Annotated in this window: 27 protein-coding genes; 16 read left to right on the forward strand and 11 right to left on the reverse strand. The window is 41.6% G+C overall.

The window, feature by feature from the left end; translation table 11 throughout:
- Nucleotides 1–125: 125 nt before the first annotated feature.
- From B9G53_RS26590 to B9G53_RS01470, 3 genes are all read right to left on the reverse strand, one after another.
- A complete protein-coding gene (locus B9G53_RS26590; RefSeq protein ID WP_141211672.1) occupies nucleotides 126–341 on the reverse strand; it encodes a hypothetical protein in 216 nt (71 codons plus the stop codon).
- A gap of 226 nt (nucleotides 342–567) precedes the next feature.
- Nucleotides 568–792, reverse strand: a complete 225-nt coding sequence (locus B9G53_RS01465; protein WP_094528546.1) for a hypothetical protein — start codon at nucleotides 790–792, stop codon at nucleotides 568–570.
- A 51-nt stretch (nucleotides 793–843) separates the two neighbouring features.
- Entirely contained in the window at nucleotides 844–4,155 is a 3,312-nt protein-coding gene (locus B9G53_RS01470) for a CHAT domain-containing protein (protein WP_176453048.1), read from the reverse strand.
- Between the two features lie 191 nt (nucleotides 4,156–4,346).
- Between B9G53_RS01470 and B9G53_RS01475 the strand changes: the two genes are divergently transcribed.
- From B9G53_RS01475 to B9G53_RS01495, 5 genes are all read left to right on the forward strand, one after another.
- Complete coding sequence (locus tag B9G53_RS01475) at nucleotides 4,347–5,078, forward strand: DUF4337 domain-containing protein (RefSeq protein ID WP_094528548.1); 732 nt, start codon at nucleotides 4,347–4,349, stop codon at nucleotides 5,076–5,078.
- 213 nt (nucleotides 5,079–5,291) lie between these two features.
- Entirely contained in the window at nucleotides 5,292–5,495 is a 204-nt protein-coding gene (locus B9G53_RS01480) for a DUF751 family protein (protein WP_094528549.1), read from the forward strand.
- Between the two features lie 60 nt (nucleotides 5,496–5,555).
- The gene (locus B9G53_RS01485) at nucleotides 5,556–5,870 is read left to right on the forward strand and encodes a DUF6464 family protein (RefSeq protein ID WP_217901488.1); all 315 of its coding nucleotides are present in this window, start codon (nucleotides 5,556–5,558) and stop codon (nucleotides 5,868–5,870) included.
- Between the two features lie 80 nt (nucleotides 5,871–5,950).
- Nucleotides 5,951–6,334, forward strand: a complete 384-nt coding sequence (gene rbfA, locus B9G53_RS01490; RefSeq protein WP_094528551.1) for a 30S ribosome-binding factor RbfA — start codon at nucleotides 5,951–5,953, stop codon at nucleotides 6,332–6,334.
- Nucleotides 6,327–6,953, forward strand: coding sequence for a MotA/TolQ/ExbB proton channel family protein (locus B9G53_RS01495; protein ID WP_094528552.1), 627 nt, complete (start codon nucleotides 6,327–6,329; stop codon nucleotides 6,951–6,953). Before rbfA ends, B9G53_RS01495 begins: the two co-directional genes overlap by 8 nt.
- Nucleotides 6,954–6,997: 44 nt before the next feature.
- Here the strand turns inward: B9G53_RS01495 and B9G53_RS01500 are convergent, their stop codons facing one another.
- The 4 genes from B9G53_RS01500 to B9G53_RS01515 all read right to left on the reverse strand — a co-directional run bounded on the left by B9G53_RS01500 (nucleotide 6,998) and on the right by B9G53_RS01515 (nucleotide 10,964).
- Nucleotides 6,998–8,422 (reverse strand): carotenoid oxygenase family protein, encoded by a 1,425-nt coding sequence (locus B9G53_RS01500; protein WP_094528553.1) that lies wholly within the window; start codon nucleotides 8,420–8,422, stop codon nucleotides 6,998–7,000.
- 203 nt (nucleotides 8,423–8,625) lie between these two features.
- A complete protein-coding gene (locus B9G53_RS01505) occupies nucleotides 8,626–9,090 on the reverse strand; it encodes a cupin domain-containing protein (protein ID WP_094528554.1) in 465 nt (154 codons plus the stop codon).
- A 31-nt stretch (nucleotides 9,091–9,121) separates the two neighbouring features.
- Nucleotides 9,122–9,982 carry a YwqG family protein gene (locus B9G53_RS01510; protein WP_094528555.1) on the reverse strand — a complete coding sequence of 287 codons (861 nt, stop codon included), beginning with the start codon at nucleotides 9,980–9,982 and terminating at the stop codon, nucleotides 9,122–9,124.
- Nucleotides 9,954–10,964, reverse strand: a complete 1,011-nt coding sequence (locus tag B9G53_RS01515; protein ID WP_094528556.1) for an NAD-dependent epimerase/dehydratase family protein — start codon at nucleotides 10,962–10,964, stop codon at nucleotides 9,954–9,956. The genes B9G53_RS01510 and B9G53_RS01515 overlap by 29 nt, the downstream gene beginning before the upstream one ends.
- A gap of 136 nt (nucleotides 10,965–11,100) precedes the next feature.
- Here B9G53_RS01515 and B9G53_RS01520 point away from each other — a divergent pair, with 136 nt between their 5' ends.
- The 4 genes from B9G53_RS01520 to B9G53_RS01535 all read left to right on the forward strand — a co-directional run bounded on the left by B9G53_RS01520 (nucleotide 11,101) and on the right by B9G53_RS01535 (nucleotide 14,430).
- Nucleotides 11,101–11,646, forward strand: coding sequence for a PadR family transcriptional regulator (locus B9G53_RS01520; protein WP_094528557.1), 546 nt, complete (start codon nucleotides 11,101–11,103; stop codon nucleotides 11,644–11,646).
- A gap of 138 nt (nucleotides 11,647–11,784) precedes the next feature.
- Complete coding sequence (locus tag B9G53_RS01525; RefSeq protein ID WP_254923506.1) at nucleotides 11,785–12,126, forward strand: hypothetical protein; 342 nt, start codon at nucleotides 11,785–11,787, stop codon at nucleotides 12,124–12,126.
- Between the two features lie 221 nt (nucleotides 12,127–12,347).
- Nucleotides 12,348–12,536: a PCP reductase family protein gene (locus tag B9G53_RS01530; protein WP_094528558.1), complete on the forward strand. Its 189-nt coding sequence runs from the start codon at nucleotides 12,348–12,350 to the stop codon at nucleotides 12,534–12,536.
- A gap of 199 nt (nucleotides 12,537–12,735) precedes the next feature.
- A complete protein-coding gene (locus tag B9G53_RS01535) occupies nucleotides 12,736–14,430 on the forward strand; it encodes a GspE/PulE family protein (RefSeq protein WP_094528559.1) in 1,695 nt (564 codons plus the stop codon).
- Nucleotides 14,431–14,469: 39 nt separating this feature from the next.
- Here B9G53_RS01535 and B9G53_RS01540 read toward each other — a convergent pair whose 3' ends face one another.
- Nucleotides 14,470–14,754, reverse strand: coding sequence for a DUF427 domain-containing protein (locus tag B9G53_RS01540; RefSeq protein ID WP_094528560.1), 285 nt, complete (start codon nucleotides 14,752–14,754; stop codon nucleotides 14,470–14,472).
- A gap of 147 nt (nucleotides 14,755–14,901) precedes the next feature.
- Here B9G53_RS01540 and B9G53_RS01545 point away from each other — a divergent pair, with 147 nt between their 5' ends.
- The 4 genes from B9G53_RS01545 to B9G53_RS01560 all read left to right on the forward strand — a co-directional run bounded on the left by B9G53_RS01545 (nucleotide 14,902) and on the right by B9G53_RS01560 (nucleotide 19,799).
- Nucleotides 14,902–17,043, forward strand: a complete 2,142-nt coding sequence (locus B9G53_RS01545) for a sugar transferase (protein ID WP_094528561.1) — start codon at nucleotides 14,902–14,904, stop codon at nucleotides 17,041–17,043.
- Between the two features lie 93 nt (nucleotides 17,044–17,136).
- A complete protein-coding gene (trpD, locus tag B9G53_RS01550) occupies nucleotides 17,137–18,183 on the forward strand; it encodes an anthranilate phosphoribosyltransferase (protein ID WP_094528562.1) in 1,047 nt (348 codons plus the stop codon).
- A gap of 151 nt (nucleotides 18,184–18,334) precedes the next feature.
- Complete coding sequence (locus B9G53_RS01555; RefSeq protein WP_094528596.1) at nucleotides 18,335–18,742, forward strand: VOC family protein; 408 nt, start codon at nucleotides 18,335–18,337, stop codon at nucleotides 18,740–18,742.
- A gap of 139 nt (nucleotides 18,743–18,881) precedes the next feature.
- Nucleotides 18,882–19,799, forward strand: coding sequence for a D-alanyl-D-alanine carboxypeptidase family protein (locus B9G53_RS01560; protein ID WP_094528563.1), 918 nt, complete (start codon nucleotides 18,882–18,884; stop codon nucleotides 19,797–19,799).
- Nucleotides 19,800–19,834: 35 nt separating this feature from the next.
- On the opposite strand, the gene B9G53_RS27075 is transcribed toward B9G53_RS01560, so the two are convergent.
- Entirely contained in the window at nucleotides 19,835–19,981 is a 147-nt protein-coding gene (locus B9G53_RS27075) for a hypothetical protein (RefSeq protein WP_176453049.1), read from the reverse strand.
- On the opposite strand from B9G53_RS27075, the gene B9G53_RS01565 reads away from it, so the two are divergent.
- Genes B9G53_RS01565 through B9G53_RS01575 form a run of 3 tightly spaced genes read left to right on the forward strand, consistent with a single transcriptional unit; the run spans nucleotide 19,980 to nucleotide 22,384 of the window.
- A complete protein-coding gene (locus tag B9G53_RS01565; protein WP_094528564.1) occupies nucleotides 19,980–20,705 on the forward strand; it encodes a hypothetical protein in 726 nt (241 codons plus the stop codon). The two genes, B9G53_RS27075 and B9G53_RS01565, sit on opposite strands and share 2 nt — an antisense overlap.
- A 35-nt stretch (nucleotides 20,706–20,740) precedes the next feature.
- Entirely contained in the window at nucleotides 20,741–21,394 is a 654-nt protein-coding gene (locus B9G53_RS01570; RefSeq protein WP_094528565.1) for a hypothetical protein, read from the forward strand.
- Nucleotides 21,395–21,415: 21 nt separating this feature from the next.
- Nucleotides 21,416–22,384, forward strand: a complete 969-nt coding sequence (locus B9G53_RS01575) for a DUF1822 family protein (RefSeq protein WP_094528566.1) — start codon at nucleotides 21,416–21,418, stop codon at nucleotides 22,382–22,384.
- Nucleotides 22,385–22,505: 121 nt separating this feature from the next.
- Here the strand turns inward: B9G53_RS01575 and B9G53_RS01580 are convergent, their stop codons facing one another.
- Nucleotides 22,506–23,927, reverse strand: coding sequence for an ABC transporter substrate-binding protein (locus tag B9G53_RS01580; RefSeq protein WP_094528567.1), 1,422 nt, complete (start codon nucleotides 23,925–23,927; stop codon nucleotides 22,506–22,508).
- A gap of 27 nt (nucleotides 23,928–23,954) precedes the next feature.
- Nucleotides 23,955–24,665 carry a PspA/IM30 family protein gene (locus B9G53_RS01585; RefSeq protein ID WP_094528568.1) on the reverse strand — a complete coding sequence of 237 codons (711 nt, stop codon included), beginning with the start codon at nucleotides 24,663–24,665 and terminating at the stop codon, nucleotides 23,955–23,957.
- Nucleotides 24,666–24,805 lie beyond the last annotated feature (140 nt).

Consider the following 24,805-nt stretch of genomic DNA (forward strand, 5'->3'; position numbering starts at 1 on the left):
AAAAATCCATATACCTGTTGACGAAATTCCTGTAGTTTGTCAATAATCATGGCTGTAGATATGTCTTTCTTTTTTATCTACTTTAGGCAGTTTGTATCTCTTTTACTCTGCCTTTCTTACCTTTTTTAGTCTAAACTCCAGTTGTATAGAGACACCATCTGATTGTAACTATCAAAAGGTATTACCCCCTTTATCGCACGTTTACGAGTGGGGAAAGCCACGGTAAATTTTACTCGATCTGCAACCTTGCGCGATCGCTGACGTGATTTTAAATTACCTCGTTTAGTCGTGTAAAACTTCGCATAGGACTCAGTGCGATAAAGGATTTTATCTGTTCTCAATCCGATATTTATACTGTCTGGTCTATCAGCTACTTTGACGGTATAGGAATTAAATGTAATGCGATCGCCAATTGCATTTGCAGTGTCAAAACTGAATGAATGCCAACTATGGGCAGCATTAGTTAGCCGAACCCGTTCATTTGTAACATTTGTTTTTGCCTAGCGGATACTTTCAGCAATATTGAACTTTTTTCTTTCCTCTTGTGCTTCACTAGAATCATCTGTTTTACGCTGTAATATGTATACCTACACCACCAACTGCTAAGCCCCCACCAAGGATCTTGAGCATACTTTGAGAAGTAGCTAACAAAGTAAATAGACCAATCCCAATCGCAACAACTGAACCAACTAAATAATTTGTCTTTGTATTTGAAGGGACTGTTTTTGCAAGTTTGTCATTATATTTAGGTATGAGCTTGAAAGAAAGTTCAACCGTATTAATATCAACCATATTTACTTACTTATACCGCCACATCTGAATTTTACCAGAAAAGAAGTGTCTCTATAAACCATTGCTGATTAAAATAAAAGCTGACCAGTAGTAAGGATGTGAGAAATCTTTAGAGCGAATTGTGGCAATTTGCGCTTGACGTAAAGACTCAGCCTTAGAGCGATCGCCTTTTTTCACATCATTGTAAAACGCCTGCATTAAAGCTTGCGTACCCTCATCGCTAACTTGCCAAAGAGAAGCGATCGCCGCCTTTGCACCAGCCCTTTGCACCTGATAGCCAAAGCCCAAGACCTCGATGCCATTGCCTAACTTTCCAACACCTGTTTGGCAAGCACTGAGAACGATCAAATCGACATTGGACATTGGCAAATCCTTCATTTCACTGAGCAGAACCTTATCGCCATTGCCAAAAATTAGGAATGAATCTTCAGGCTTACCAGAGTTAAACTCGGCATGGGTTGCCAAATGGACAATATTTTTATTTTGCATCTGTGATTCAGTTGCTTTACGACTGAAATCATTGGCTACTAGCTTGGTTGTATTGGGCAGAGCCTCAGAAATAGATTGAACTTCAGTCACTGTAGCAGGCAGTCCAATCTGTCCAAACTTGGTCGTATTTTGTGCGCCGCCAAATGCTCCCGCAAAAATACGAAGTGGCTTTGCGGGTTTGGGAGTGAAGTCACTCAGACTATAGGAAATCAAATTATTGACTCGATACTTCTCAACTAGCCATTGTTTGCCATCATAGAGAGCCGAGATCGGGACATAGCGTAGTAGTCCATCAGGGGAATAGAGAATAGTATTTGTATTAGTTAGATCGGCTTCGATGGGCTTGATGAGAAGATTGTAGAGCTTGGTTGCAGGTTCGATTACGTCTAGCGAGTCAGGATCACGTAGCCCTATCTTAAAATCTACAACTAATTGAGTGATATCTACTTCTTTAATCGCCACAGATCGATGAATCGGTGTTTTATTAGGAATAAATAAGATCAGTTCTAAGCGATCGCCTAAAATCAGAGGATATAGCAGTGCGTGACCTTGAGGCAGTTTTTGCAGGTATTCGGGAACCTGATTGAGTTCTGATTGAGGGATTTTGCTTAACTGCTGGGCAATTTTTTGATTGCCATCTATCAGAGTTTGCAAGGATTTTAGGGGCTGACTGGCGATCGCTTTAGTTTGCAAATCTTCTTCAGGGAAAATATAAATTCCTTGAGCAGTGCGCTCATTCCCTTTGACATTTTGTAAATAGTCTTGTAGCTCTTGTACCTTGAGCAAATCAAGAACTTGTAATGCCTCCATTACGCGCCCTTTTTGTAATAGTAAATCTGCTAAAGTTCGATAGTTGGCGGCAACCGTTTGCTGATAGGACTTTTGTTGTGCAATATCAAGTACCCGCAATTCTTTACGGATCGATTCAGTGACATTCACGGATTGTTTGTAAAAGGCGATCGCCAGTTCAGGATATTGACGTTGAACTAATAAGCCCAAATTAGCGATTAGTTTGCTTTCCTGATTGCGATTGCCGATCGCACGAAAAAATTGGATCGCAGTTTGGAAGGCTGTAAAGGCTCGATCACTTTGATTCGACAAGGCATAGACTAAGCCAAGATTGTAAAATGAATTCCCTACACCTGAGAGATCACCGATTGCCCGATAGATCTCTAAAGCTTGTTGGTGCGCGGCGATCGCTTTGTCTGGTTGTTTTAACTCAAAATACAAAGCGCCAATCTGCGAAAGCATACCTGCTTCTGTGGCGCGATTACCTGATTGTTTAAAAAATTCTAGTAAACTCAGCGCTGAGTTTAATTGGCTTTGAGGATTGGATGAGTCAGAATTGTTGCTAAACATGGTAAGCAAAATCTGTCCCATCTGTTGTAGTTGTGGCGAGGTTTTCGTTAAGGAGGGAAGTAATTTCAAAACTTCCGCAACTTTTGCCGTCTCACCCAATTGCAGATAGACTCCTGCCAAATACATCGCCGCTACGCCTTCGCCAAACTTATCGCCTACGGATTGATAAAGCGATCGCGCTTCTTGCAATGTACTTATCGCCTTAGGATATTGGCTAAGTACGGTATAGAGGCTACCTTCATCAACGAGAATACTCGCTAAAGTTTGCCGATCGCTAGGTTTAGGATTGGGAACATTAGTCAAATCCTGATAAATTGTCTTTGCTTGACTGTAGAGAGCCAGAGCCTCACGGTTCTGCCCTTGAGCAAGACGAATTTCCGCAATATTTTTCAAATTGCGTGCTTCACCCGCGCGATCGCCTAAAGCTTGATAAACCTTTTCAGCTTGCAATAAGAACTCAATCGCTTTGGGATATTCATTAAGATTGCGATAGGATACCGCAACGGCATTTAACTGCTCCGCTTCGAGGTCACGATCGCCAGCTTGTCGCGCTAGCTCAAGAGCTTTGAGGTTTAACTGCACAACCTTTGTATATTCCAACGATAAGCTTAAAATATTTGCCTCTAGATTTAGGACATTGGCTTGTCCTAAGAGGTTACCGAGAGACTGATAGGCGATCGCACTTTGTTGTGTGAATGCTAATGCTTTATCTTTCTGTCCGAGAATTCCATAGACGGAAGCTAAAAAGAAGAGGTTTTGAGCTTCGGCAGCTTGATTTTTCTCAGCCTGATTGATCTTGAGAGCTTGATCCAAATATTCTAAGGCTTTGGGAAAATCAAATTTTTTAACGTGATAAATAGCAATTCCCGTAAGGGTTTTGCCCTCACGATAGCGATCGCCTACTTCTTTCCGAATTGCTAGGGAATTTTCCAGTATCTTTAACCCATTAGCGTATTCCTCCAGATTGAGATAGGCTCTGCCAAATTGATACTGATTTTCCCCTTCAGCTTTGCGATAGAGTTGCTTGTCTGAGTTAGTCGAGTTTTGCAAGCCCCTTTGTAAAATTAAGTTTGCTTCGAGTAAAGTGTTGAGTGCTTGTTTTTCTTGTCTTAAGCCGATCTGCACTGCCCCGATCCACGTTAGGGTAATTGCCTCCCCTAAGCGATCGCCTTGTTGACGATAAATATTCAAAGCCTGTTGATATTGTGCCAAAGCATCCTGATACCTTCCCTGATCAAATAGATGCTCAGCTTTTTGTAAAAGAGCATCTGTTGACTGAGAAGTTTGTGCGGAAGTTGGTGCAGAATTTGTATTTACGACAGGTTGAGCAATGTTTATAGCAGTTTCTTCGGTAACGGCTTTCTTCAAGGCATAGGCAGGATTTATGCCAAGTTCCGACAAAGCCAATGTCATCCCAAACACACATAGGATTGATAGAGGCTTCGCCGTAAAATTAGAAACCGATTTTTGATAGCGTGGCGAAATTGCGCGATCGCGAAGAGATTTTTTTTGCATAGATTTTGCTTGTAACGTAAATTTCTGCATCATAAATTTTCCAAAACTGGATCACCCATCACCTTGTCATATAATTTAGCTGCTAAAGCTGGCAATATTTTAAAGGCTAGGATTAGGCGAAATTTTGCTTCGCCCAATATAACTTCTCTAAATTTAACAAATATTTATTCAGGAGCATAGTACAAAAAATCATGGAAATATCTGATATTTCTGAGGTTATAGAAGATAATGATGATGATCATGAAGCGTCAGAAGATGGCAAAAAATCTCAAGATCCCCACAAAGAAGAGAAACCGAAAAAGAGTCAACTGAATAATTACGTTGCCATTACGGTAGTTTTATTTGTCACTTTTATGGGGCTATGTCAAGTTAAAAGTGGCAATGTAGTGCAAGCAATGCAAAAAGCCCAAGCCGATCGCATTGATACATGGGCTTTTTATCAAGCTCGAAATGTGCGTGCGGAAATTGCCAAATCGACGGTTGCCCAATTAAGGTTACAGGCTGTAGCAGTGCCACAGTCCAATATTCGGGCTGAATATAACAAAGAAATTGCTAAGTACGAAGCGATCGCTTCTAAGCAAGATACGGAAAAAGATAAATTGCAGCAACAAGCCTTAGATGCTGAAAAACTCTATGATCAACTGAATATCCATGATGACCAATTTGACTTGTCAGAAGCCGCCTTTGCCCTAGCGATCGCGCTACTGGCGATGACATCCCTCACACAAAAAGGTTGGCTTTATGGTGCGGCTATGGTTCCTGCTGCCTTTGGTTTGTTTATGGGGCTATCTGGTCTATTAAACTGGGATTATCATCCCGAGGTTTTGACAAAATATTTGTCAGAAAATACTACTCACAAGACTGATCATCAAGTCTCAACCTTGCCTTATCCACAGGTAATCCCAAAACATAAAATGGTGTAGCCATTTTGCGTTTGTAAAATCCTTACTGGGTTTAGTTTTTAATTTACAAAAGTGTCGTTGCACTTTTGTGAATTGGTATAAGGGAGTAAAACCTATTTCTTGTTGCTGCTTTGCCGCGCCACAAAAAAATGGGTTCTTTCCTAAAAAGCAAAAATCTATAGTTAAGTAAGGCTCTAATAGCCTCTTACGATAACGTATTAAACTAGTTAAACAATGAAAAACTTTATCCAAAATCTGCTCCGCTATCCCAAATTCTTAGCTCTTATCATTGGCGGCGTTCTATCTGTGGTGATCGCCCCAATTATTCCATTACTCAAACAACCTCTAACTGCGATCGCCATGATTACCGCGATCGTTAGTGGATTTATTGGTGTATCACTAGTATTAAGAGCTATGCTAGGGCTAGACATCGCTTAGAAGATCTTCTCACCCAGATTCGATTCGAGCCGCAACTTCGCCACATGTTGAAATATCACCATGTTCAGCAATATGTTAGATATCGTCATCATCTTATTAGTGGGTGTAGCACCACCAATCTTGTCTCTATGGATACTTCATCGTACCCAAGCTCACTATCGGCAAATAAATTCGGCTGTAAATACAACGGTTAATGCAACTCCTGTAACCCTAAGCCTAAAAGCCCTGCCACCCGCCGATATGACCTGCATTGATGGGTTTGGTTATGTGATTGGCAAGGTTAGCTGCAAATACAATGCGCGATCGCCATATATTCGCTGTGCGATCAATCCTAGTGGTCCCTGCCAAGATTGTCGGCATTACGACAGCCTATGATAACAGTCCATCGTAGATGGACTGTTATCAACAAATTCAAAAATTAAAGTTTAAAAGTTTACTGATATAAGTACAAATCTATGGCTACTACAAGACGAGTTGCGCGTGTTGCTGAATTAATTAAGCGAGAAGTCAGCAATATGTTGCTCAAAGATATTAAAGACGATCGCGTAGGTATGGGCATGGTCAGTGTCACCGATGCCGAACTATCAGGCGACCTCCAACATGTGAAAATTTTTGTCAGTATTTACGGTACTGAAGAAGCAAGACAGCAAACTATGGAAGCCTTAGCCTCAGCTACGGGGTTTATCAAACGTGAAGTTGGTCAAAGACTAGCCTTGCGCCGTGTGCCTGAAGTCGTCTTCCATGAAGATCGCTCCTTTGAGCGTGGTGTGAAGGTGCTGTCCCTCATCAACCAACTCAGCCGTGAACGTGAAGAAAAGGAGTCGAATCCCAGTGATTGAGTTGATCAAGGCGGGTGGTCCAGTCATGTACCCCCTCATCGCCCTATCTGTGTTTGCGTTGGCTGGGATCATGGAGCGTCTCTTTTTTTGGTTCGGTATCATTAAGCAAGAACAAAAAACTGCCGAGAATATTTTGGCGATCGCTCGTCAAGATTTAAAACTCGCGGCAGTGGCGGCTGGGCATTCCTTAAAAGTCCCTGTGGCAAGGTTTTTATATGCTCCTCTAGCATTGGAAGATCCCGAACCTGATCTTTTTCGCCTTGCGCTTGAAAGTACGGCTGATGAAGAACTAGCAGGAATGCTCAAGGGTGAGAAATTACTGGAAGCGGTGATTACACTCGCGCCTTTGTTGGGACTGTTAGGAACTGTGACAGGGCTGATTGGTTCCTTTGGTTCTCTCAAAATTGGTGATGTTGCGGCTAATGCGAAGTCGGGATCACTAACTGAGGGTATTGCTGAAGCGTTAATTACAACTGCGACAGGGCTAGTTATTGCCATTTTTGCTTCAGCATTTCACCGTTTATTTTTGGCACTTCAAGATCAGCAAAGCAAGCTATTTATGAAGTTTGGCAATCAGTTAGAGCTGATCTATCGTCAAAATTGGCAACGCCGTGAGTAAACCACTAAGCAAAAAAATGAGGTGCAAAGCACCTCATTTTTTTGCTATGCTCGCCAAGTACCATGAAAGCCCATTGGCACAATACTGGGCAGAGCTAAACGACAAATCGGTTCACAATCTAGGCGATCGCTGTCAAATATCCATACTTCTGAACATTGGCGATCGCCATCAAACACGACTGTAATCACATAACCGCGATCGGGATTGGTGGAATCAGGGGCAAATAATGGCTCCATCGGATAGCAATTTGCACCCAGATCAGATTCGATGAGCGTATGGGTTTGGTAATCGTAACTAGCGATCGCCCCAAATAGTTCTTGATTAATTACCGCATCAGAGCGATGGATAGAAAGATAGGTGTAGCGAGAGTTTTTTCCAACTTCAGCAGGAGCCACACTAGGAAACTCAGCACCACGATCTACCAATTGCGAAGCTTCGAGAAATTCACCTGTTTTCGGATCGAGTTGCATTTGCCAGAGAGTACCTTTGGCTTTAGTTTTAGTTTGTCCTGAAGCAACTTCCTTGAGAAACTGATTGGTAGTGAAATCAGGATAGCGGATTAAATCAAAGACTACATTGCCATCGCGATCGCTATAGCCATTACCAAAATGCCATTGAAACCAAGGCTCAGCAACGTTGCGACTGACCAGTTCGAGATTATGGCGGTTAAACACGAGAATTTCCGTACCTTCTTGGGGCTTCCATTGCAATGACTCACTGTAGCTTTGCAAATTGAGTAGCACAGGAAATGGATTCATCCGCAAAGGTGGTACGCAAAAGATCAGGTAATCTCCAGCCAGCACAAAGTCGTGAATCATTGGTAGCCCTTGCAAAGTAGCCTGATTCTTTTTAATCAGCTTACCTGTGCGATCGCTACGATAAATATGCAGTGTGGCATTCTTGCCATAGGAAAGTCCAAAATTGAAAATCTCGCCTGTCAGAGGATCACGCTTCGGATGAGCCGAATAGGGCAACCGATTTTCCAATCCTTCTAGATCTTCTAAACCATAGGTTTCGAGAGTTTCCAAATCTAAAGCATGGGGTAAGCCTCCTTCCCAAAGGGCAAGCAGCTTGTCGGGTAATGCTAAAACGGAAGTATTCGCCACATTCTTAGATGACTTACCGAAACGCTGTAGCCATGGGCCAGTGGCAACCATGCCATAATTGCCATAAATTAATTTATTGGCGCGTTCTTCTTCTAAATATCCTTCAGTTTGCACATAACGATAGGTAGCACGAGCTTGCCCTTCTGCAAAATGTACAGCAAGAATTGCGCCATCACCATCAAACCAATGTCCCACTTTTAATCCACCACGTTCCAATCGTGCAGGTCCATTACGATAAAGAGAACCTTTGACTGATTCAGGAATCTTGCCAGAAATAGTCGAGAGTTGGGTAAGGGGGAATTCTGAAGCTGGTTTCGCGATCGCCTTTGCCCAAGATGCTGTTTTTTGAATAGTTGTAGTCATGATATTTTCCAATAAATAAATTTCTATTGATTAATTGATGTTACGTGGAAGGAATTCCTATAATGGCATAGGTTTGGGGCTGGCACGGGGGCACAGCCCCTACGAGAATCTTTAAATTTTGGAGTAGGGGCAATCCCCCCGTGGTTGCCCTGCTTCGCTACCAGCAAGAGATTCATCATGTGCGTTCCACGTAACATCAGTGATTAAGAGAGATAAGGAATTCCATTCTTATGGGTAAATTGCCAGCCTTGCTCTATAGCGATCGCAATCAGATCATCATCGGGATAGGTTGCGGAATCATCAGGAGTGCGATCGCCTATTTCTAGATAAGTAGCAACTTCGTCACTATGGTTATAGAGACAATGCCCATTAGCCTCACCCGCAGGAAATCCCGCCGCTTGTCCCGCTTGTAAAATTGATTCTCCTGCATCGGTAATCAGGGTTAGCTCTCCTGATAATACATAGATAAACTCATCTTGCTTGGTGTGCCAGTGGCGCAGAGCAGATCGAGATTTTGGTGGCAGGGTGGTTAAATTTACGCCAAAGTTTTTTAGTCCTGTTGCCTCACCTAAACGCTTTTTTTCACGTCCAGCAACTACTGGTTTGAAGCGATCGGGATAGTTAGAACCTATACGGCTAGGTAATTGATTAGGATCGATGATAGTCATAGTGCTGGGTTCATCAATTGGGTTTAGTTTATCAATAGCATTGGAGAATAGTCCATACTTCGTCAAATCGTTTTGATGGAAGTGATGATTCTCGAATCCAGAAATAAAGTCTTCCCATATCTCCCCACATCATCTCTACATCGTCATCAGAATCTAACTGAAGTAGAAGTACCCAATCAGAAGCACTAGCCTCCAAGTCTTTAGCAATCAGATCGTTGTTTCCACTTGCATCACCATAGTTAAGCCCTTGGGAAGTAAGTTGGCATTCTAGTTGCATATCTCCTTGAATATTCGCCGAATGTCCAAAAAACTGATGCATTGGTGCATCTCCTGACATCACTTTGCCAACATCTTCAATTAGGTTGAGATAATTATCTACACTATTTTGAGGAATCGCCATTTGCTCAAATGCTAAAGAATCATAGCTAGGTAGAGATAATACTTCACGAAATTGCAGAGCATAAGGAGAAAATAGCCAGCCATTGTCGATGTCTGCACCTTCTGGCAATGAAGACGGAATTAGATTGTCAGTGGAAGGATGGTAAATAATTGCAGAACTTCCCCGATCGCTTGGATCAAAACCCCAAGGTTGCTCGATAGCATCGTAAAAGAAGTAAAGCATTCCAGAATTCGGGATATCCTTTGCAGAACCAAATCCCTGTAAGTCCGCACAGTTGATCTGAGCTAAAAAGCTAAGCGGACGTTCTTGCCATAACACCCATTGAAAATCTGCTGGCACATCAGGTAACCCACCAATGCGAGAAATACCGATTACGCCTCCTTGGAAATCCACTTTGGAAACATGAATAGCAGGCTTGATTGCTGATTCGATGCGATCAGCAAACATACCTAAATTATGTTTGTTAATTAGTTGTGAGATTTGGTTGTTCATACATTCTAAAACCCTGTTTTAAACTGTCTTGCGCCAAAAGATGTTGGCGATACCACACAATTGTATGGCGAATTGCTTCACGATGCGGTGTGGCAATATTACCAAAGGCACTGACAAACTTAGAACTATCAACAACAAAGGGATTCTCAAACTGATACATCATCTCGATTGATTCAGCAGCTTCAGGAATAAATACAGCACCGATTCGCATCATCAATTTGCCCATGCCATTCATTTTTGCTGGCAATTCCAATTCCTCAAAGAGAATATTTAACATTTCTCTTGTGGAGATCGTGGGTGCGTTGGGAACATGCCAGACTTGCCCGATCGCCTCGTCACGCTCTCCCAAAATGATCATCGCTCTAGCAAAATCTCGAATATAGGTATAGGTATGTGGCAAATCCAAGTTTCCGATCGCTTCCGCTGTTTTACCTTGAAGCGCAGGAATAAACACGCGATCGCCAAATACAGAATTGAGAACGCCCTCACCATAAAAATCAGAGGATCGGGCGATCGCTACTTTGGCTTTGCCTTCTCGATGAGCTGACATCAAGGTTTCCGCAAGTGCCGCCCGCATTTTACCCTTGTTGGTATGCGCTGCATAGGGAAGATCTTCGTGCATTGGTTCTTTAACCTTGCCGTAGCCATAGAGACTATCGCCATAGATCAACTTTGCGCCGCTAGCGATCGCCCCAGCGAGAATGCCTTGCTGCAATGGTGGAAATTCCTGAACCCAAGCTTTGAAGTTATACTTTGGCCCCGCACAGTGATAAATCACCTCTGCACCTTGGCAAACTCTCTGCGTAAAGCTGGAATTAGTTGCATCACCGATCTCTAGCACTATTCCTTGAGGCAAATGCACTTGATTATGGCGATTGACCATTCGCACTTTTTTACCCTTTGCGATCAGTTGATGGGAGATCGCCATGCCCAATGCACCTGTACCAAAAATAACGTGAAGTCCGTCCTGAGAAGCGTCCATGATTTTAGTCTCCTGCAACAAGGTAGCGAGATATTAGTATTCAATTAAGCTAATATGCACTTAGTTGAATATGCTGAATAATGTATACTCAACTAAGTGCATATGTCAACCCCAATTATTGTCAATTTCCAAAAATATGTCCCTTGCTTACGCTCTCTTGGTTTCACTGGTTCAGGAACCGAAAAGTGGTTATGACCTCGCCAAACAATTTGATGGATCGGTGGGATTTTTCTGGCAAGCCACACACCAACAGATTTATCGAGAGCTAACCAAACTAGAGCAGCAAAGTCTTATCTCTGCCGAAGCGATCGCCCAAGAGGGAAAACCAGACAAAAAGATATTTTCTGTTACAGATCTAGGTTTGTCGCATCTAAAAATATGGCTACTGCAATCTAGCGATGTTGCATCTGTCAAAGATGAGTTTTTGCTTAAAATCTATGCTGGGTATTTAATTCCTGAAGAGGTGATCGCCCAAAAAATCAAAGATCATCGCCAACTGCATCAACAACAACTGGAAATTTATCAAGCGATCGAGCGTAACTTTTTTAATCATCCTGAAAAATGTAATATTGAATCTCGCTTTGCCTATTTAACTTTACGTCGAGGGATTAATTTTGAAAAAGGCTGGCTCGATTGGTGCGATGAAGTGTTATCAATCTTAATAACTTGGCAAGCGCTATAAAATCCAAAAGATAAGTGGCGGCGCTTTGCGCCGCCACTTATCTTTTGGAAGCAAAACTTACATTGAAAAATAGCAAGTCACAGGATGGAACTGGGTAAGATTGACATATGTTGCTTCAGATCAACCGATTTGTTTTTTATGAAAATTCAAAATATTGTCATAACCGCGATCGCGCCAGTTCTAACACTATTTACCTTCTTCACTCCTAGTGCCAATGCACAATATCTGAGTGATTGTAATGTTCGGATTGTTGGAAGAGAAAGAGGAACGCGGGTTAACCTAAGGGATGGTGCTGGAACTGAGTATAGCAGTCCTTCATATTTGCTAGTAGGTCAATATGTAAACATGTTGAATAATGCTTCTGGCAATAGGATCAGCCGTGAAGATAGTGAAGGATATACTTGGTACTATGTAGAATATGAGCCAAGTGCTACTAGAGGTTGGCTTCGAGAAGATTTTATCGCCCCACGATGCAGTTAATACCAAAACACAAAATGGCTAAGCCATTTTGTGTTTTTAAAACCCTTACTGGGTTTGGTTTTTAATTCTCAAAAGTGTGGCAACACTTTTGGGAATTGGTATAAAAAGTAGTTTCAAAAGAGATGCTACGCTTTGCTTAGCGTCTCTTTTTGGGCTATTGCTAGGTTAAAATTTGTAAACCGCTAAGTAAAACAATAGATACAAATCAAACCTAAAAATCAATGAGTGAAAAGATTGTATGGACTGCTGAAGCTGAAGCTAAGCTTAAAGATATTCCTTTTTTTGTGCGTCCTTTTGCTCGTAAAAAGATTGAGAAATATGCTCAGGATAATAGTTTCTCACCAATCACTATCGAGATTTATGATCAAGCAAAAAAAATGTTCAACAAAAAATACGATCAAATGAATTAAAAAATCAACCCAGTAGTACCAAAACACAAAATGGCTAAGCCATTTTGTGTTTTGGTACTACTGGGTTTGGTTTTTAATTCACGAAAGTGTAGCCGCACTTTCGTGAATTGGTATCAGGGTTTGAAGATCACAAAATGGCAGTGCCATTTTGTGATTGTTATTAAGATAGGAAAAAGTTCTAATACAGAGCTTACAAAATATGAGTCAAACATCTGGGCAGTCAGTAGGGGAATCAGTCTGGAAAAGACTGCGTCTTGGCAACATTGCAACCTGCGAAGAAGCATTACGATTTTTAGTAGATATTGAAGGTAATGTTCATTTGGCTTGGCTTGACCAAGATCTAACACATCGGTTTTTTCGCGAATTTGAAGACCGTAGTATCTTGCAGCCCGTAATTCCATTACTACTGTGGCGAAATTGTTTTTATATTGGTAGTCCGCAAACTCTCAATGATGACCAGATCAAGCTGATTAGCGATCGCACCTTGACCGAGATCAAAGTAATCAGGATTACTACTGATAGCTATCGCAAATGGTTCCGTCGCCAAAATATTCCTAATCCTAATCAGATCCATTCAGCACAGGCGATCAATCCCCTCACAGGAGAAACTGAGCAGGTGGATATTGGCGAAGTGACTGATCTCTATCTAGCGCAAGCCGTCGATCAAACTCGTCGCATTAATGCCCTGATCTCGATCGCTTTGCAGCATCGTGCTAGTGACATCCACCTAGAGCCAACGCCCACAGGTTTACGAGTTCGCTTTCGCATTGATGGCATTTTGCGCGACATCAAAACCCTGCCCCTTGAAATCAGCCGCAAAATGATTGTCGCCCTCAAGGTAATGTCGGATATGGATATCGCCGATAGTCGCCGCCCTCAAGACGGACGCATTGGCAAAGAATATACCAGTGATGAAAGCCTGCACCTTAATCTCGATATGCGGGTGAGTACCTTGCCCTGTGTTTGTGGTGAAAAAGCGGTAATTCGATTATTGCCTCGCGATAACCCTTTTTCTAATCATTTGGACTGTTTAGGATTTAGCGATCGCACCCTCAAAATTTATGACAGTTGGCTACGACAACCTCAAGGACTGATCATCATGACTGGGCCCACGGGTTCAGGTAAAACCAGTACTCTTTACACCAGCTTGCAGGCGATCGCCCAAGAACATGTCAACGTAATTACCGTTGAAGATCCCGTTGAATACATCTTGCCAAATATCACCCAAACTCAAGTTTGTGAACCCGCAGGCATGACCTTTGCGGCGGGATTACGGGCGATTTTACGCCAAGATCCCGACATTGTGATGGTGGGTGAAGTTCGTGATCCTGAAACTGCGGAAACTGTCGTGCGGGCTGCGCTCACAGGGCATTTAGTTCTCTCCACCATGCATACGAACGATGCGGCTAGTGCCATCCCCCGCCTCAAGGATCTTGGTCCCGATCCAGGATTGATTAGTGATGCTTTATTGGGTGTGGTCGCTCAGCGTCTAATTCGCAAAAACTGTCCACATTGCTCCGCGCCCCATCATCCTACCTTGTCAGAACTGCAAGCCCTAAGACTGGATCGTGATGATATTGATCCCAGTCATTGGCGCAAAGGTAAAGGTTGTGAAAAATGTTTTTTTACTGGTTATATTGGGCGAGAAGCTGTTGTTGAATTGATCGATATTGATGATGCTTTTCGGCAAATGATTTATGAAGGGACAATTACCCAAATGAATCGTTATCTTAATGAAATTGACTTTAATTCATTCCGACTTGCAGCGATCGACAAATTAAACGCTGGTATAACCACAACCGAGGAAGTTTTGCGGGTCTTACCTCGTAGCGCCATATATCGAGTGAACTCACCTATTTCCCGCCAAGCTCATATTAAAGTTGTTAACTCATAAAAAAGAAAGACACCTGCGCCGAGCGTGGGTGTCTTTCTTTTAAGACTGGACTTTTACGCCTCGCCAAAAAGCTACATAGCCTTTGATTTGCTTAGCCGCATCCTTTGGCTCAGGGTAGTACCATGCCGCATCCTTGTTGGTTTCGCCATTAACTTCGACACTGTAATAACTTGCCACCCCTTTCCAACCACAAGTTGTATGGGTATTGCTCGGTTTAAAATACTCCATATTCAGCGAATCCGCAGGGAAATATTGATTGCCCTCCACCACTTCGCAGCGATCGCTTTCTGCAAGAACAACACCATTCCAAATAGCTTTTTTCATAAACTTGAGGCTTTGATAATTATTTTATTTATTATTGTAATGTTTGATAGACTCAGCTAGTCAACTTTAGCGTTACTATAATTCTCTAGGTATAGAATACTAGAAACGCTAAAAATTGTTTAGTTTTGATGTAGTAAGGCTTGAGACATGCTTTTAATCACAGTTGGGACAGAACAATATCAATTTAACGCTTTAATGCATTGGATAGAATTGTTGATTAAGTACCAACTAATTAACGAAGATGTATTAGTACAATACGGGGCTTCAACGCATTTGCCCGACGGGTCTAAAGCTTATCGAAATTTGTCTGAGCAAGAATTTTTGAACTTTGTGGAAAGAGCTAATTTAATTATTAGTCATTGTGATGAAGATATTGCTCAACTTTTAGAAGATAAAGATACGCCTTATGTACTTGTACCTCGTTTACATAGGTTTAGAGAATTTATTGACAATCACCAAATGGAAGTTGCTGATGACTTTGAACGTCGAGGTATTCCGATCGCCAGATCCCCAGGAGATCTAGTCAAATTTATTAAATTACGACAGACATCCTCGGTAAGCTCTAAAGTATCCGAGGCTCAATTATGTGAATATTTAAAAGATCGATATAAATCTCAAAAAAAGTTGATGCTGGTTTGTGCTGCGGGAGGATACTTTCGATATATGCAAAGCCTCCAAAGTTTCTGGGAAAACTATAATGATCGTCTATGGATATCAGTGCGGACTAGTATTACTGAGCGTGAAATACAAGATAGTCATCGCTATTGGGGATATGTTCCTGTCAAAGATAACTTACTAAATATTATTCGTAATTTATTCTTAGCTTTTAGAGCCGTACCTCGATATAAGCCAGATCTAGTTGTTTCTACAGGTTCAGGGTTTTCTCTCCCATATTTATTAATTGCTAAGTTTTTTTGTGGTAGTAAAGTTGTTTTTATCGAATCGAAAACGCGCTTTCAAAAAATAGGCTTACCAGCATGGGTACTCATGAAATTAAGAGTGCTTGACCTAATTGTGGTTAGAAGTAAGGCGATCGCGAATCTGTATCCTGAAGCTGTCTATATTCCTGTTAGTGATAATCTTAGTGATAAAACCAAGCAAAATAGAGATTATAAACAAGCTTCAATAGTTACTTTTGATGAAGTCGCATTTATATTTAGTCCTGAAAGGCTAGTATTTTCTACTGCTAGAGAATTTTTGCTTGATTTTCAATCTATTTGTAATATCGATGAATCCTATAAAAAGATTGTGATCGATATGAGTCACACCACGGTTATGGATAGTGCAGGGCTAGGCGCTTTAACCAATTGCCTGCGAATGGCTACGGCAAATAAGACTCAATTAGCGTTGTGGAGTGTGAGTGATGCTGTTAGTGCTTTGATTGGAATATCTTCTATTAGTAATTTATTTATAACTGAACCAACTAGCAATACTTTTAGACTTTCTAATTCCATCCAAAGAACCAAAGTCAGAAATATTACGATGTTTGGTTTGTTGTTGTTTCGGACTCAACGACTGCTCAAAAAGATTCCTGTACTCAGAATTTTCTATCCCATTCTCAAATTTCTTTTCCCTTTCATTGACATTGATCCTAGTGTGCCTGTACATCCTTCAGTACGCAACCCAATTAAAAGAATAATCGATATAATTGGTTCTTTAATTGGTCTAAGTTTTACTGCGGTTCTATTTATCCCGATCTCGATCGCAATTATGCTAGAGAGCAAAGGTAATGTTCTATTTGGACAAATCCGTTGTGGACTACTGAGCAAGCCTTTCAAAATCTGGAAGTTTCGATCAATGGTACAGAATGCTGAGCAACTTCAAATCAAAGTTGAAAATCAGGTTGAGGCAAGCTCAAATGTGCCTATTGTTGATGGAGATGATACGACTGTAAGTGGCAAGTTTTTTAAGAATGCTGATGATCCTCGTGTAACTAGGGTGGGTAAATTCTTAAGAAAGACTAGTCTCGACGAATTTCCACAATTTTGGAATGTCTTAATTGGAGATATGAGCTTAGTAGGAACTCGTCCTCCTACTTTTAATGAGATTAACTCCTATGAATTGGAAGTTGAGTATCATGATGAGCGCTATACAGAATGGAATCGTCTAGATGTTAAACCAGGCATTACTGGTGTGTGGCAAGTAAATGGTCGCTCTAATGTGAGATCCTTTGCGGAAGTGGTTAACTATGATATTGAGTATCGTAAAAATTGGAGTATTTGGTACGATCTCAAATTGATTGTCCAAACTTTTATGGTTCTATTTGATAGAAACAATAAGGCGGTGTAGCTAATCACAAGAACTCATGCATTTGAAACTAAAGAAGCGTAAAGCGCTAAAGCGTTGTATCCTTTTAAGCAATAGCTATATATAGAAGGGATTATGGAACAGAATTGGTCACAACTGCTAAAGCAGCTGATGGATAGACAAACCCTGATGAGCGAACAGGCTACAGCGCTGATGCAGGGTTGGCTAGAAGGAGCGATCGCCCCAGAGCTATCGGGGGCAATTTTGACGGCTCTGCAATTTAAGGGGATTGAGGCTTCTGAATTAGCTGCCATGGCGAATGTGCTGCAATCTCAGAGTGAAGGGCAAAAGTTTAAAGATCAATTTGGTCATATTGTTGATCGCACTAAACCTTTAATAGATACTTGTGGCACTGGAGGTGATGGTGCATCGACGTTTAATATTTCTACTTCCGTTGCGTTTGTAGTTGCCGCCGCAGGGATTCCCGTAGCGAAGCATGGAAATCGGGCGGTTTCGAGTCGCTCTGGCTCGGCAGATGTTTTGGAAGCGATCGGGATTCATCTTGGTACATCCACAGAAAAAATTTACGAAGCTTTACCTGCGGTGGGGATTACCTTCCTATTTGCTCCGAGTTGGCATCCTGCCATGAAAGCGGTTGGCGCAATTCGCAAAAGTTTAGGAGTTCGCACCGTATTTAACTTGATTGGTCCACTGGTCAATCCGCTTCATCCTACGGCTCAAGTTTTAGGAGTTTATAATAAGCAACTAACCCATACCGTCGCCGAAGCTTTGCGTTTACTTGATCGCCAGCAAGCTGTGGTTCTCCATAGTCGAGAAGGGATGGATGAAGCAGGTTTAGGAGATCTGACAGATATCTCGTTTTTGTGTGATGGGGTGGTGATGGAAGAAGCGATCGCCCCTCAAGAGTTGGGATTAACTCCTGCTCCAATCGAAAGTCTGAAGGGTGGAAATGTTCAGGAAAATGCCGAGATTTTACGGGCAGTTTTGCAAGGGAAAGGAAGTCAAGCTCAAACCGATTGTGTTGCCCTCAATAGTGGCTTAGCTCTACGAATTGGTGGGGCGGCGAGTACTTGGGCTGAAGGTGTCCGTTTTGCTTCTGAAATTCTCAAAAGTGGTGCAGCTTGGTCAAAAGCAGAAGAATTAGTTGCCTTCTTAAAATAAAAAACTAACGTTGAAAATTTCTCTAGATCCCACCAGCCCCCCTTTTTAAAGGGGGCTGGTGGGATCTCTTAGAGTTTTTAACTAAAGAAAGTAATTCTAAATGGTGTCGTAAGTGGCGGCGCTTCGCGTCGCCACTTATGCTCTTAAATTTATGGAAATAGACTACATAGCCCTATTTGTGTCAGATGTGACGCGATCGCTGATTTTTTATCGTGATATTTTAGGTTTTCGCTTTGACAAACCTGCTAAACCTGATGGCGTGGAGGGCTACAGCGGCAGGCTAAAAATTGGCATTTATGATCGCAGTTGGTTGCCAAAATTATTTGGCGATCGCAGCAAGCAGATGATTAGCGGTAATCCATTTTTGCTATCGATGACCGTTGATGATCTCGATCAGGTTTATCAGCAAATATGCGATCGGCAAGTTAGCATTCAAGAAAGTAAGCTATTAGATATCATCTCGCCACCCGAAGTTATGCCTTGGGGACAAAGAATTTTGTTTTTAAGCGATCCTGATGGCAATATTCTCGAAATTGTCCAATCAAACCCGAACCAATAAATTTCCTAAAACTGTTGCCAAGCAACAGTTTTAGGAAATTTATTGGTTCGGATAGCTGCAAACATAGATATATCTTTGGTATTTTGGAACAGAGAGTATATATTTGACCTTGGTTAAAACTTCAAACGTTTGTATACCTATGCCTACCCAAAACGATATCCCCGTTGCTCAAAGAGTCAGCGATCCTAATCGATCGCCCCAAAAGCAACCTGAAAAAGTTAACTCAATTTCGCGATCGCTACAGTCAGTTCCTTGGTGGGCATATGGTTTAGCAGTCTTAGCTTTTTTGTCACCCATTGTCAGCACCCGTATCTGGTTCGCCCTGAACGCTAACGCTACCAATCAACCCAAAGAAATTACTACACCTGTTGAAAGTTCACAACCCACTGTATCAGCAACAGCGCAACCGTCGGTGCGTCCCACCGTTGCACCATTTATAACCACAACTCCAACTGCTAAAGCCAATGTCAATGGCGAAAATCCAGAAGTCATTGCTAAAGATACCGATAGTCCGCCAGACTTATTTGGTCATCATGCTTTTAGTGAAGCTCCTGCGAACAAATTACGTACTATTGGTAGGGCAGGAGATGGTTATGAAATTCGACTACATGAAGCAGCAGCAAAAAGTTATCTCAAAATGGAAGCTGATGCCAAGGCTGATGGTGTTGATTTTGTCGTGATTTCAGGCTTTCGGACGATCGCTGAGCAGCAAGAACTCTTTTTTGAGATCAGCAAACAACGGAATCAAACCCCAGCCCAACGAGCTAAGGTCAGCGCTCCCCCAGGGCATAGCGAACATCACACAGGTTATGCACTAGATATTGGTGATGGTGCTGTTCCCAGTGCGAATCTATCAACAAATTTTGAGAAAACTGCTGCTTTTCAGTGGTTACAAAGTAATGCAGCCAAGTATGGCTTTGAGATGTCTTTCCCGCCCAACAATCCTCAAGGTGTAATGTATGAGCCTTGGCATTGGCGGTTTGTAGGTGATGATGATAGTCTTGCGACTTTTTACAAGAAGTCCAATCGCAGTAGTTCCTTTATTAAAAAGCCATAATGTTTATGTGGGGTGGCAAGTCGCCCCACATAAACTTAAGCCATAATTTTCTTGTGGAGGGAGGCAAAGCCGCCACCATAAAAACTTAAGCCATAACTTTCTTCAGAGGGAGGCTTTGCTGACCTCTCAAACTTCATTGTGCAGTACATCCCAAAATTGGGTTTATTTTTGAACTTTGCCATGAATGTTAATGCTACAGATCTACTCGCGATCGCCATATTTACAATTACGATGATGTCTTTGGTAGGGACGATGGCGGGATTGTCTCCAATTGTTCCTAGTGCGATCGCCATTACTTTACTCAGCATATGGGGGCTGGACATTGGCTTTTGGCAAGGGAAATTTGGAGCCTATGCTCAAGCGTGGCTAAGGGCGCGATCGCCTAAATACCGCGAGCGAGTTTCCTATCACGAAGCAGGACATTTTCTAGTCGCCCATGTATTGGGATTTAAAGTTGTCAAATATACGATCGCAGGTATTGTTGGGCGATCGTTAGGTGAGATCTTAGCTGATGAGAACTTTACGGGTATCGAAGGTGGTGTAGAAATTGAGACTACTGATGTGAATAGTTCTGGCAATTTATCGACCAATTTATCGGCAAATTTACTGGATCGCTACAGTACTCTCTATATGGCAGGTATTGCGGCTGAACAACTGATGTGTGAAGGTGAAACTGAAGGTGGTATTGATGATATGCAACGCCTACGTCAAGCCATTTCTCTTTTACCCAATCCGATGACTCAAGAGCGTTGGGCGTTATTAAATGCTCGTAATTTATTAAGCGATCGACGTACAGTACTAATTAAGCTTGCCGAGAAAATGCTCAGTGGTGCAACTGTCGAAGATTGCTGTCAAACTATTGATCAAGAACTATCTGTATATAAAAATGTGGGTACTCCTATTTAGGACTACCAAAAACTTTATACTTATCGATATACAAAATGATCGCTTCAGAGCAACAATTAAAACAACTTGTCACAGAAACTTGTCAACATCCACATGGAAGTGTTGAAAGACAAAAGGGATTAACTGTACTAGTACGTTTAATTAATCGATCACAAAAACTTTGGCAAGATAGTTCGACCTATTATGAAGATGCTTTACAGCAGACATGGTTATATTTTTGTCGCAATCTTTGTGAGGCTATTACTGCAAAATCTGCTTATGATTCTGAGCAAAGTAATGTGATTACGTGGATGAATGCTTATCTCAAAAGGCGCTTGCAAGATATGTATATCGAAAATCAACAACAGAAACAAAAATATGCCCCTAAACAATGGGAAAATAATAACCACACAAATGAAATAGATCGAGCCATAGAGCATATAGCTACACCGCCTCCATCATCTAACTTATTAGAGCAATTGCAGAAGTGGGTGGAAGTGGATCGAACAAAGATTTTACGACACACTTACATACGCGATCGCACTGACGTGAATGCTCAGATCTTAATCCTCAAGCGTTTACCACCTGAGACTAGTTGGCAAATATTAGCTCAAGAATTTGCACTCCCAGTTTCCACCCTTAGCAGTTTTTATCAACGTAAATGTATTCCTTTGCTAAAAGAGTTTTACGAAAAGCAGATTGTTGCTTAGATCAAATTAAAAACATTAGTTATGAATAATATTGCTGATATTTCTTTGTCTCTGCCAGTTTCTCTTAAACATCGTGGCGTTGCTAATTCTCTTGCATTACAACAGCCTACGCTACAGGCAGCAACACGAGTGAGACTCAATACTCTAGCAGTTCTCGTAATTTGTGATTATCTAAATATGATGGGAATCTCCACCAATTTAGAAGCTAGCGATTGTTGGAATCCAATTGTTCAACTCTGTGCAAATATCGCTGACTTAGAAGTTGAGGGGGTAGGAAAGTTGGAGTGTCGATCACTACAAGCTGGAGATAGGAACTGTTATGTACCACCCGAAGTATGGGAAGACCGCATTGGTTATGTCGTTGTGCAATTTGAAACAAACTTGCGATCGGCTACATTATTAGGTTTTGTACCACAGGTATCAACAGAATTCATTTCACCTGATCACTTAGAACCAATTGAAAATTTATGTGGAGCGATCAACTCTTTGCGAACAACTACTCAGATGGTTTCTCGTAATTCAAAGGCGGTCGCAAGTCTCAGCAATTGGTTAAAGGGTGTGTGTGTGTCAGGGTGGCAAGAGCTAGAAACTTTACTAGACGATAAACAGTCTCAGTATGCTTATCGTACAAAAGAAATCTCCCGATCTCTCCGCAATAATTTAGTTGATTCAAAGGAAATTCGACGTGGTAAGTTGTTTGAATTGAGCTTTACGAATCCTAAAAGTTTACTAGCTCTAATCGCGACAATTTCGCCAAAAGGTCAAAATGAGATCGATATTCGTTTATCACTTTATCCAATCTCAGAAACTTTTCTGCCCGAATTGATTGAATTAGTTGTTTTAGACGATGAGGGGAATGAGTTTTTAAAAGGGCAAGCTAGAAGTATTGATAATTATCTCAATATTCAATTTAGCGGCAAGATAGGAGAGCGCTTTATTATTCGAGTCTCTCTTGATGACAGTTCTTTGATAGAAAATTTTATTATTTAAGTATCTGAACATAATTAAAAACTAGAGCCAAAACATGTGGCACCACATGTTTTGGCTCTAGTTTTAAGATGTAATAAAGCACCGCGCTTCGCGCGGTGCTTTATTACATCTTAAAAGATATTTATTGCATGGGAGTAAAATCATAGCCAGTTGATGATTTGCTGGGCTGAATTTTGAGCAGCATATTTGTATCAGCGCGATCGCCAGAGGGTAGAAACTTCACAATGCCTGTAGCACCATTAACCGAAAAACCTTGCTGCGAAATTACTTGTTGCAAACCACTACGAGTAGGATTTTGCTTTAATCCCGCAATAATTGCTTGCATTGCATCATAAGATGTTGCTGTGCGCCAATTAACAATTCCACTCCAGAGCTTTTGAGCATTTTTAGCAAAAGGATTTGCAGAATCAATATCGGGATGCCAAATTGAATTAATCACCATACCGTTAACATCTTTCTGACCTAATTGAAGAGTTTTGTGGGTATTCATTGTCGAACTACCTATTAGAGAGAGTTTCCCTTGGTTTGCTCTTGCCATGTCAGTTGCTGCATTGATTTTGTCAATATTGGGCAATAAAAGTAAGCCATCGGCTCCTTCAGCAATGAACTTGGGAATGATGAGATCGGGACTAAAATCTATAGCCGCAAAATCACAGGGTGTATTTGCGATACGACCGCCATTCGATACAACGCGATCAGTAAACTCAGCTTTAAGCGATTGACTTGACACAGAGGTAGAATCGTTGCAGATGGCAATAGTGGCAAAATTTTTTGTCTTGGTGGCATACTGCGCTAAAACAAGAGCCTCGTTACGGAGATTTGGTATGGTGCGAAAAATATAGCTACCAATTCCCGATAGGTTTACAGCGTTAGATGTGGGAGAAATCGCTACTAAATTATTTTGTTGATAAATGGGCGCAGCAGCTAGAGATACATTACTGGCGTTATGTCCTACAACTGCCAGAATTTTATTGTCCTTTGCAAATTCTGCCGCGATTTGAGCAGCAAGATTGGGATCGTTACGATCATCAGCAATCGCCACTTTGATCGGAATTCCATTAATGCCACCACTGCGATTGATCTCATCTTGAGCCTGCGCTACACCTCTGAGTATTTCCTGTGCAACATCAAGGTTGCTGCCAATTGGGATGCTGACAGCAATTTTTAGAGCATTGTTATTGCCAATTTTGGCATTATTCAAGTAAATCAAGGCTTCAGGATCGTTGGGGTTCTGCTGGAGTGAAGCTTGAAATTTGGTGATCGCCTCATTCCAATTGCCCTGTGCCATAGACTCAACGCCCGCTTGTTTGTCAGGAGTCAGCTTGTCGCTAATTAGAATTTTGTCTCCAATACTAATGACATTAAGGATATTTTGGATGTTTTGGAGAGATGAAACTTGTGAATTTGGAGAAACAGAAGAATTAGAGGGATTAGATGCTTTCTGAGACCACCAATATCCGCCAAATCCCAATCCTAAAAATAGCAAAATGAAAACAATTGGTGGTGGAGGGGAAGATTTTTTGGTTGCTTTTGAATTTGCCATGACAATTTACTCCTTGATTAAGTCAAATTAATTCAGTTGTTGAAGGTCAGAATTTCCGATTTGCTGAAGACGGCGCGTTACTTCGTCTTCCAAAGTCATTTGTTCAATTTCGGCATTTACCACTGCGATCGGATTTTCAGATATTGCGGCAAGTGCATTCGTTCGCAAATTGCGAGTTTCGACAGCGTTCTTTGCCTCTTCAAATTGACTCTTGGCTGAGCCAATATCAAACTCATTATTGACACTGGCGATGATTGCCAATGCTTCGTTTACCTCTGCAAGATCTTTCATATTCTGCATGTCAGACTTGTATGACTCGATCTTTACCCGTTCACGATTCAGCTTTGCTTTGGACTGATTGACGGCTTGTTCTGCTTGCCGAATCATTGATTCGAGATTTGGCAAAACCTGCTCGATCTGAATCACTTTTGTCATTGTCTGCCTTGCTGCTAGATCGTTTCCAAGTTTCTGGGCGGTCGCAACTTGTCTATTGAGAACTTCTAACTCTTTAAGTTTTGCCTCATGCATTTTCTTGGCTTTTTGATAGGATGCATCTTGAATAGCAACTGCTTCTGCTAGACGATGGACACCTTCTTGCATCGATTGTAGTGATTCCTCGGCAACTGCTACCGCCACTTTACCTCCTGCATCTACAGGAATTCCCCAGAGCCAGTTCCAAGTTCCGACAACGGTTCTACCAGCTTTTTCTCCAATCAACCAATACATTACTTTCTTCATATTTTTTTGACTATGAGTTACATGTGCTTTTATCTATCGCTAGAGATTGATGATGTATGCAAGTAGAATTCTCGATTTGCATTTTTAATCTATTTAGTCATCATGGCTAATCTGAGAACTTACGCCGTTCTTTACAATGT

It is taken from the genome of Pseudanabaena sp. SR411, from assembly GCF_002251945.1.
Lineage (GTDB): Bacteria > Cyanobacteriota > Cyanobacteriia > Pseudanabaenales > Pseudanabaenaceae > Pseudanabaena.

What these genes read in the sequence shown, in the direction of transcription:
- B9G53_RS01465 (WP_094528546.1), bottom strand. Translation starts at nt 792, where the DNA reads ATGGTTGATATTAATACGGTTGAACTTTCTTTCAAGCTCATACCTAAA.
- B9G53_RS01470 (WP_176453048.1), bottom strand. Translation starts at nt 4,155, where the DNA reads ATGCAAAAAAAATCTCTTCGCGATCGCGCAATTTCGCCACGCTATCAA.
- B9G53_RS01475 (WP_094528548.1), top strand. Translation starts at nt 4,347, where the DNA reads ATGGAAATATCTGATATTTCTGAGGTTATAGAAGATAATGATGATGAT.
- B9G53_RS01480 (WP_094528549.1), top strand. Translation starts at nt 5,292, where the DNA reads ATGAAAAACTTTATCCAAAATCTGCTCCGCTATCCCAAATTCTTAGCT.
- B9G53_RS01485 (WP_217901488.1), top strand. Translation starts at nt 5,556, where the DNA reads ATGTTCAGCAATATGTTAGATATCGTCATCATCTTATTAGTGGGTGTA.
- rbfA (WP_094528551.1), top strand. Translation starts at nt 5,951, where the DNA reads ATGGCTACTACAAGACGAGTTGCGCGTGTTGCTGAATTAATTAAGCGA.
- B9G53_RS01500 (WP_094528553.1), bottom strand. Translation starts at nt 8,422, where the DNA reads ATGACTACAACTATTCAAAAAACAGCATCTTGGGCAAAGGCGATCGCG.
- B9G53_RS01505 (WP_094528554.1), bottom strand. Translation starts at nt 9,090, where the DNA reads ATGACTATCATCGATCCTAATCAATTACCTAGCCGTATAGGTTCTAAC.
- B9G53_RS01510 (WP_094528555.1), bottom strand. Translation starts at nt 9,982, where the DNA reads ATGAACAACCAAATCTCACAACTAATTAACAAACATAATTTAGGTATG.
- B9G53_RS01515 (WP_094528556.1), bottom strand. Translation starts at nt 10,964, where the DNA reads ATGGACGCTTCTCAGGACGGACTTCACGTTATTTTTGGTACAGGTGCA.
- B9G53_RS01520 (WP_094528557.1), top strand. Translation starts at nt 11,101, where the DNA reads ATGTCCCTTGCTTACGCTCTCTTGGTTTCACTGGTTCAGGAACCGAAA.
- B9G53_RS01525 (WP_254923506.1), top strand. Translation starts at nt 11,785, where the DNA reads ATGAAAATTCAAAATATTGTCATAACCGCGATCGCGCCAGTTCTAACA.
- B9G53_RS01530 (WP_094528558.1), top strand. Translation starts at nt 12,348, where the DNA reads ATGAGTGAAAAGATTGTATGGACTGCTGAAGCTGAAGCTAAGCTTAAA.
- B9G53_RS01535 (WP_094528559.1), top strand. Translation starts at nt 12,736, where the DNA reads ATGAGTCAAACATCTGGGCAGTCAGTAGGGGAATCAGTCTGGAAAAGA.
- B9G53_RS01540 (WP_094528560.1), bottom strand. Translation starts at nt 14,754, where the DNA reads ATGAAAAAAGCTATTTGGAATGGTGTTGTTCTTGCAGAAAGCGATCGC.
- B9G53_RS01545 (WP_094528561.1), top strand. Translation starts at nt 14,902, where the DNA reads ATGCTTTTAATCACAGTTGGGACAGAACAATATCAATTTAACGCTTTA.
- trpD (WP_094528562.1), top strand. Translation starts at nt 17,137, where the DNA reads ATGGAACAGAATTGGTCACAACTGCTAAAGCAGCTGATGGATAGACAA.
- B9G53_RS01555 (WP_094528596.1), top strand. Translation starts at nt 18,335, where the DNA reads ATGGAAATAGACTACATAGCCCTATTTGTGTCAGATGTGACGCGATCG.
- B9G53_RS01560 (WP_094528563.1), top strand. Translation starts at nt 18,882, where the DNA reads ATGCCTACCCAAAACGATATCCCCGTTGCTCAAAGAGTCAGCGATCCT.
- B9G53_RS01565 (WP_094528564.1), top strand. Translation starts at nt 19,980, where the DNA reads ATGAATGTTAATGCTACAGATCTACTCGCGATCGCCATATTTACAATT.
- B9G53_RS27075 (WP_176453049.1), bottom strand. Translation starts at nt 19,981, where the DNA reads ATGGCAAAGTTCAAAAATAAACCCAATTTTGGGATGTACTGCACAATG.
- B9G53_RS01570 (WP_094528565.1), top strand. Translation starts at nt 20,741, where the DNA reads ATGATCGCTTCAGAGCAACAATTAAAACAACTTGTCACAGAAACTTGT.
- B9G53_RS01575 (WP_094528566.1), top strand. Translation starts at nt 21,416, where the DNA reads ATGAATAATATTGCTGATATTTCTTTGTCTCTGCCAGTTTCTCTTAAA.
- B9G53_RS01580 (WP_094528567.1), bottom strand. Translation starts at nt 23,927, where the DNA reads ATGGCAAATTCAAAAGCAACCAAAAAATCTTCCCCTCCACCACCAATT.
- B9G53_RS01585 (WP_094528568.1), bottom strand. Translation starts at nt 24,665, where the DNA reads ATGAAGAAAGTAATGTATTGGTTGATTGGAGAAAAAGCTGGTAGAACC.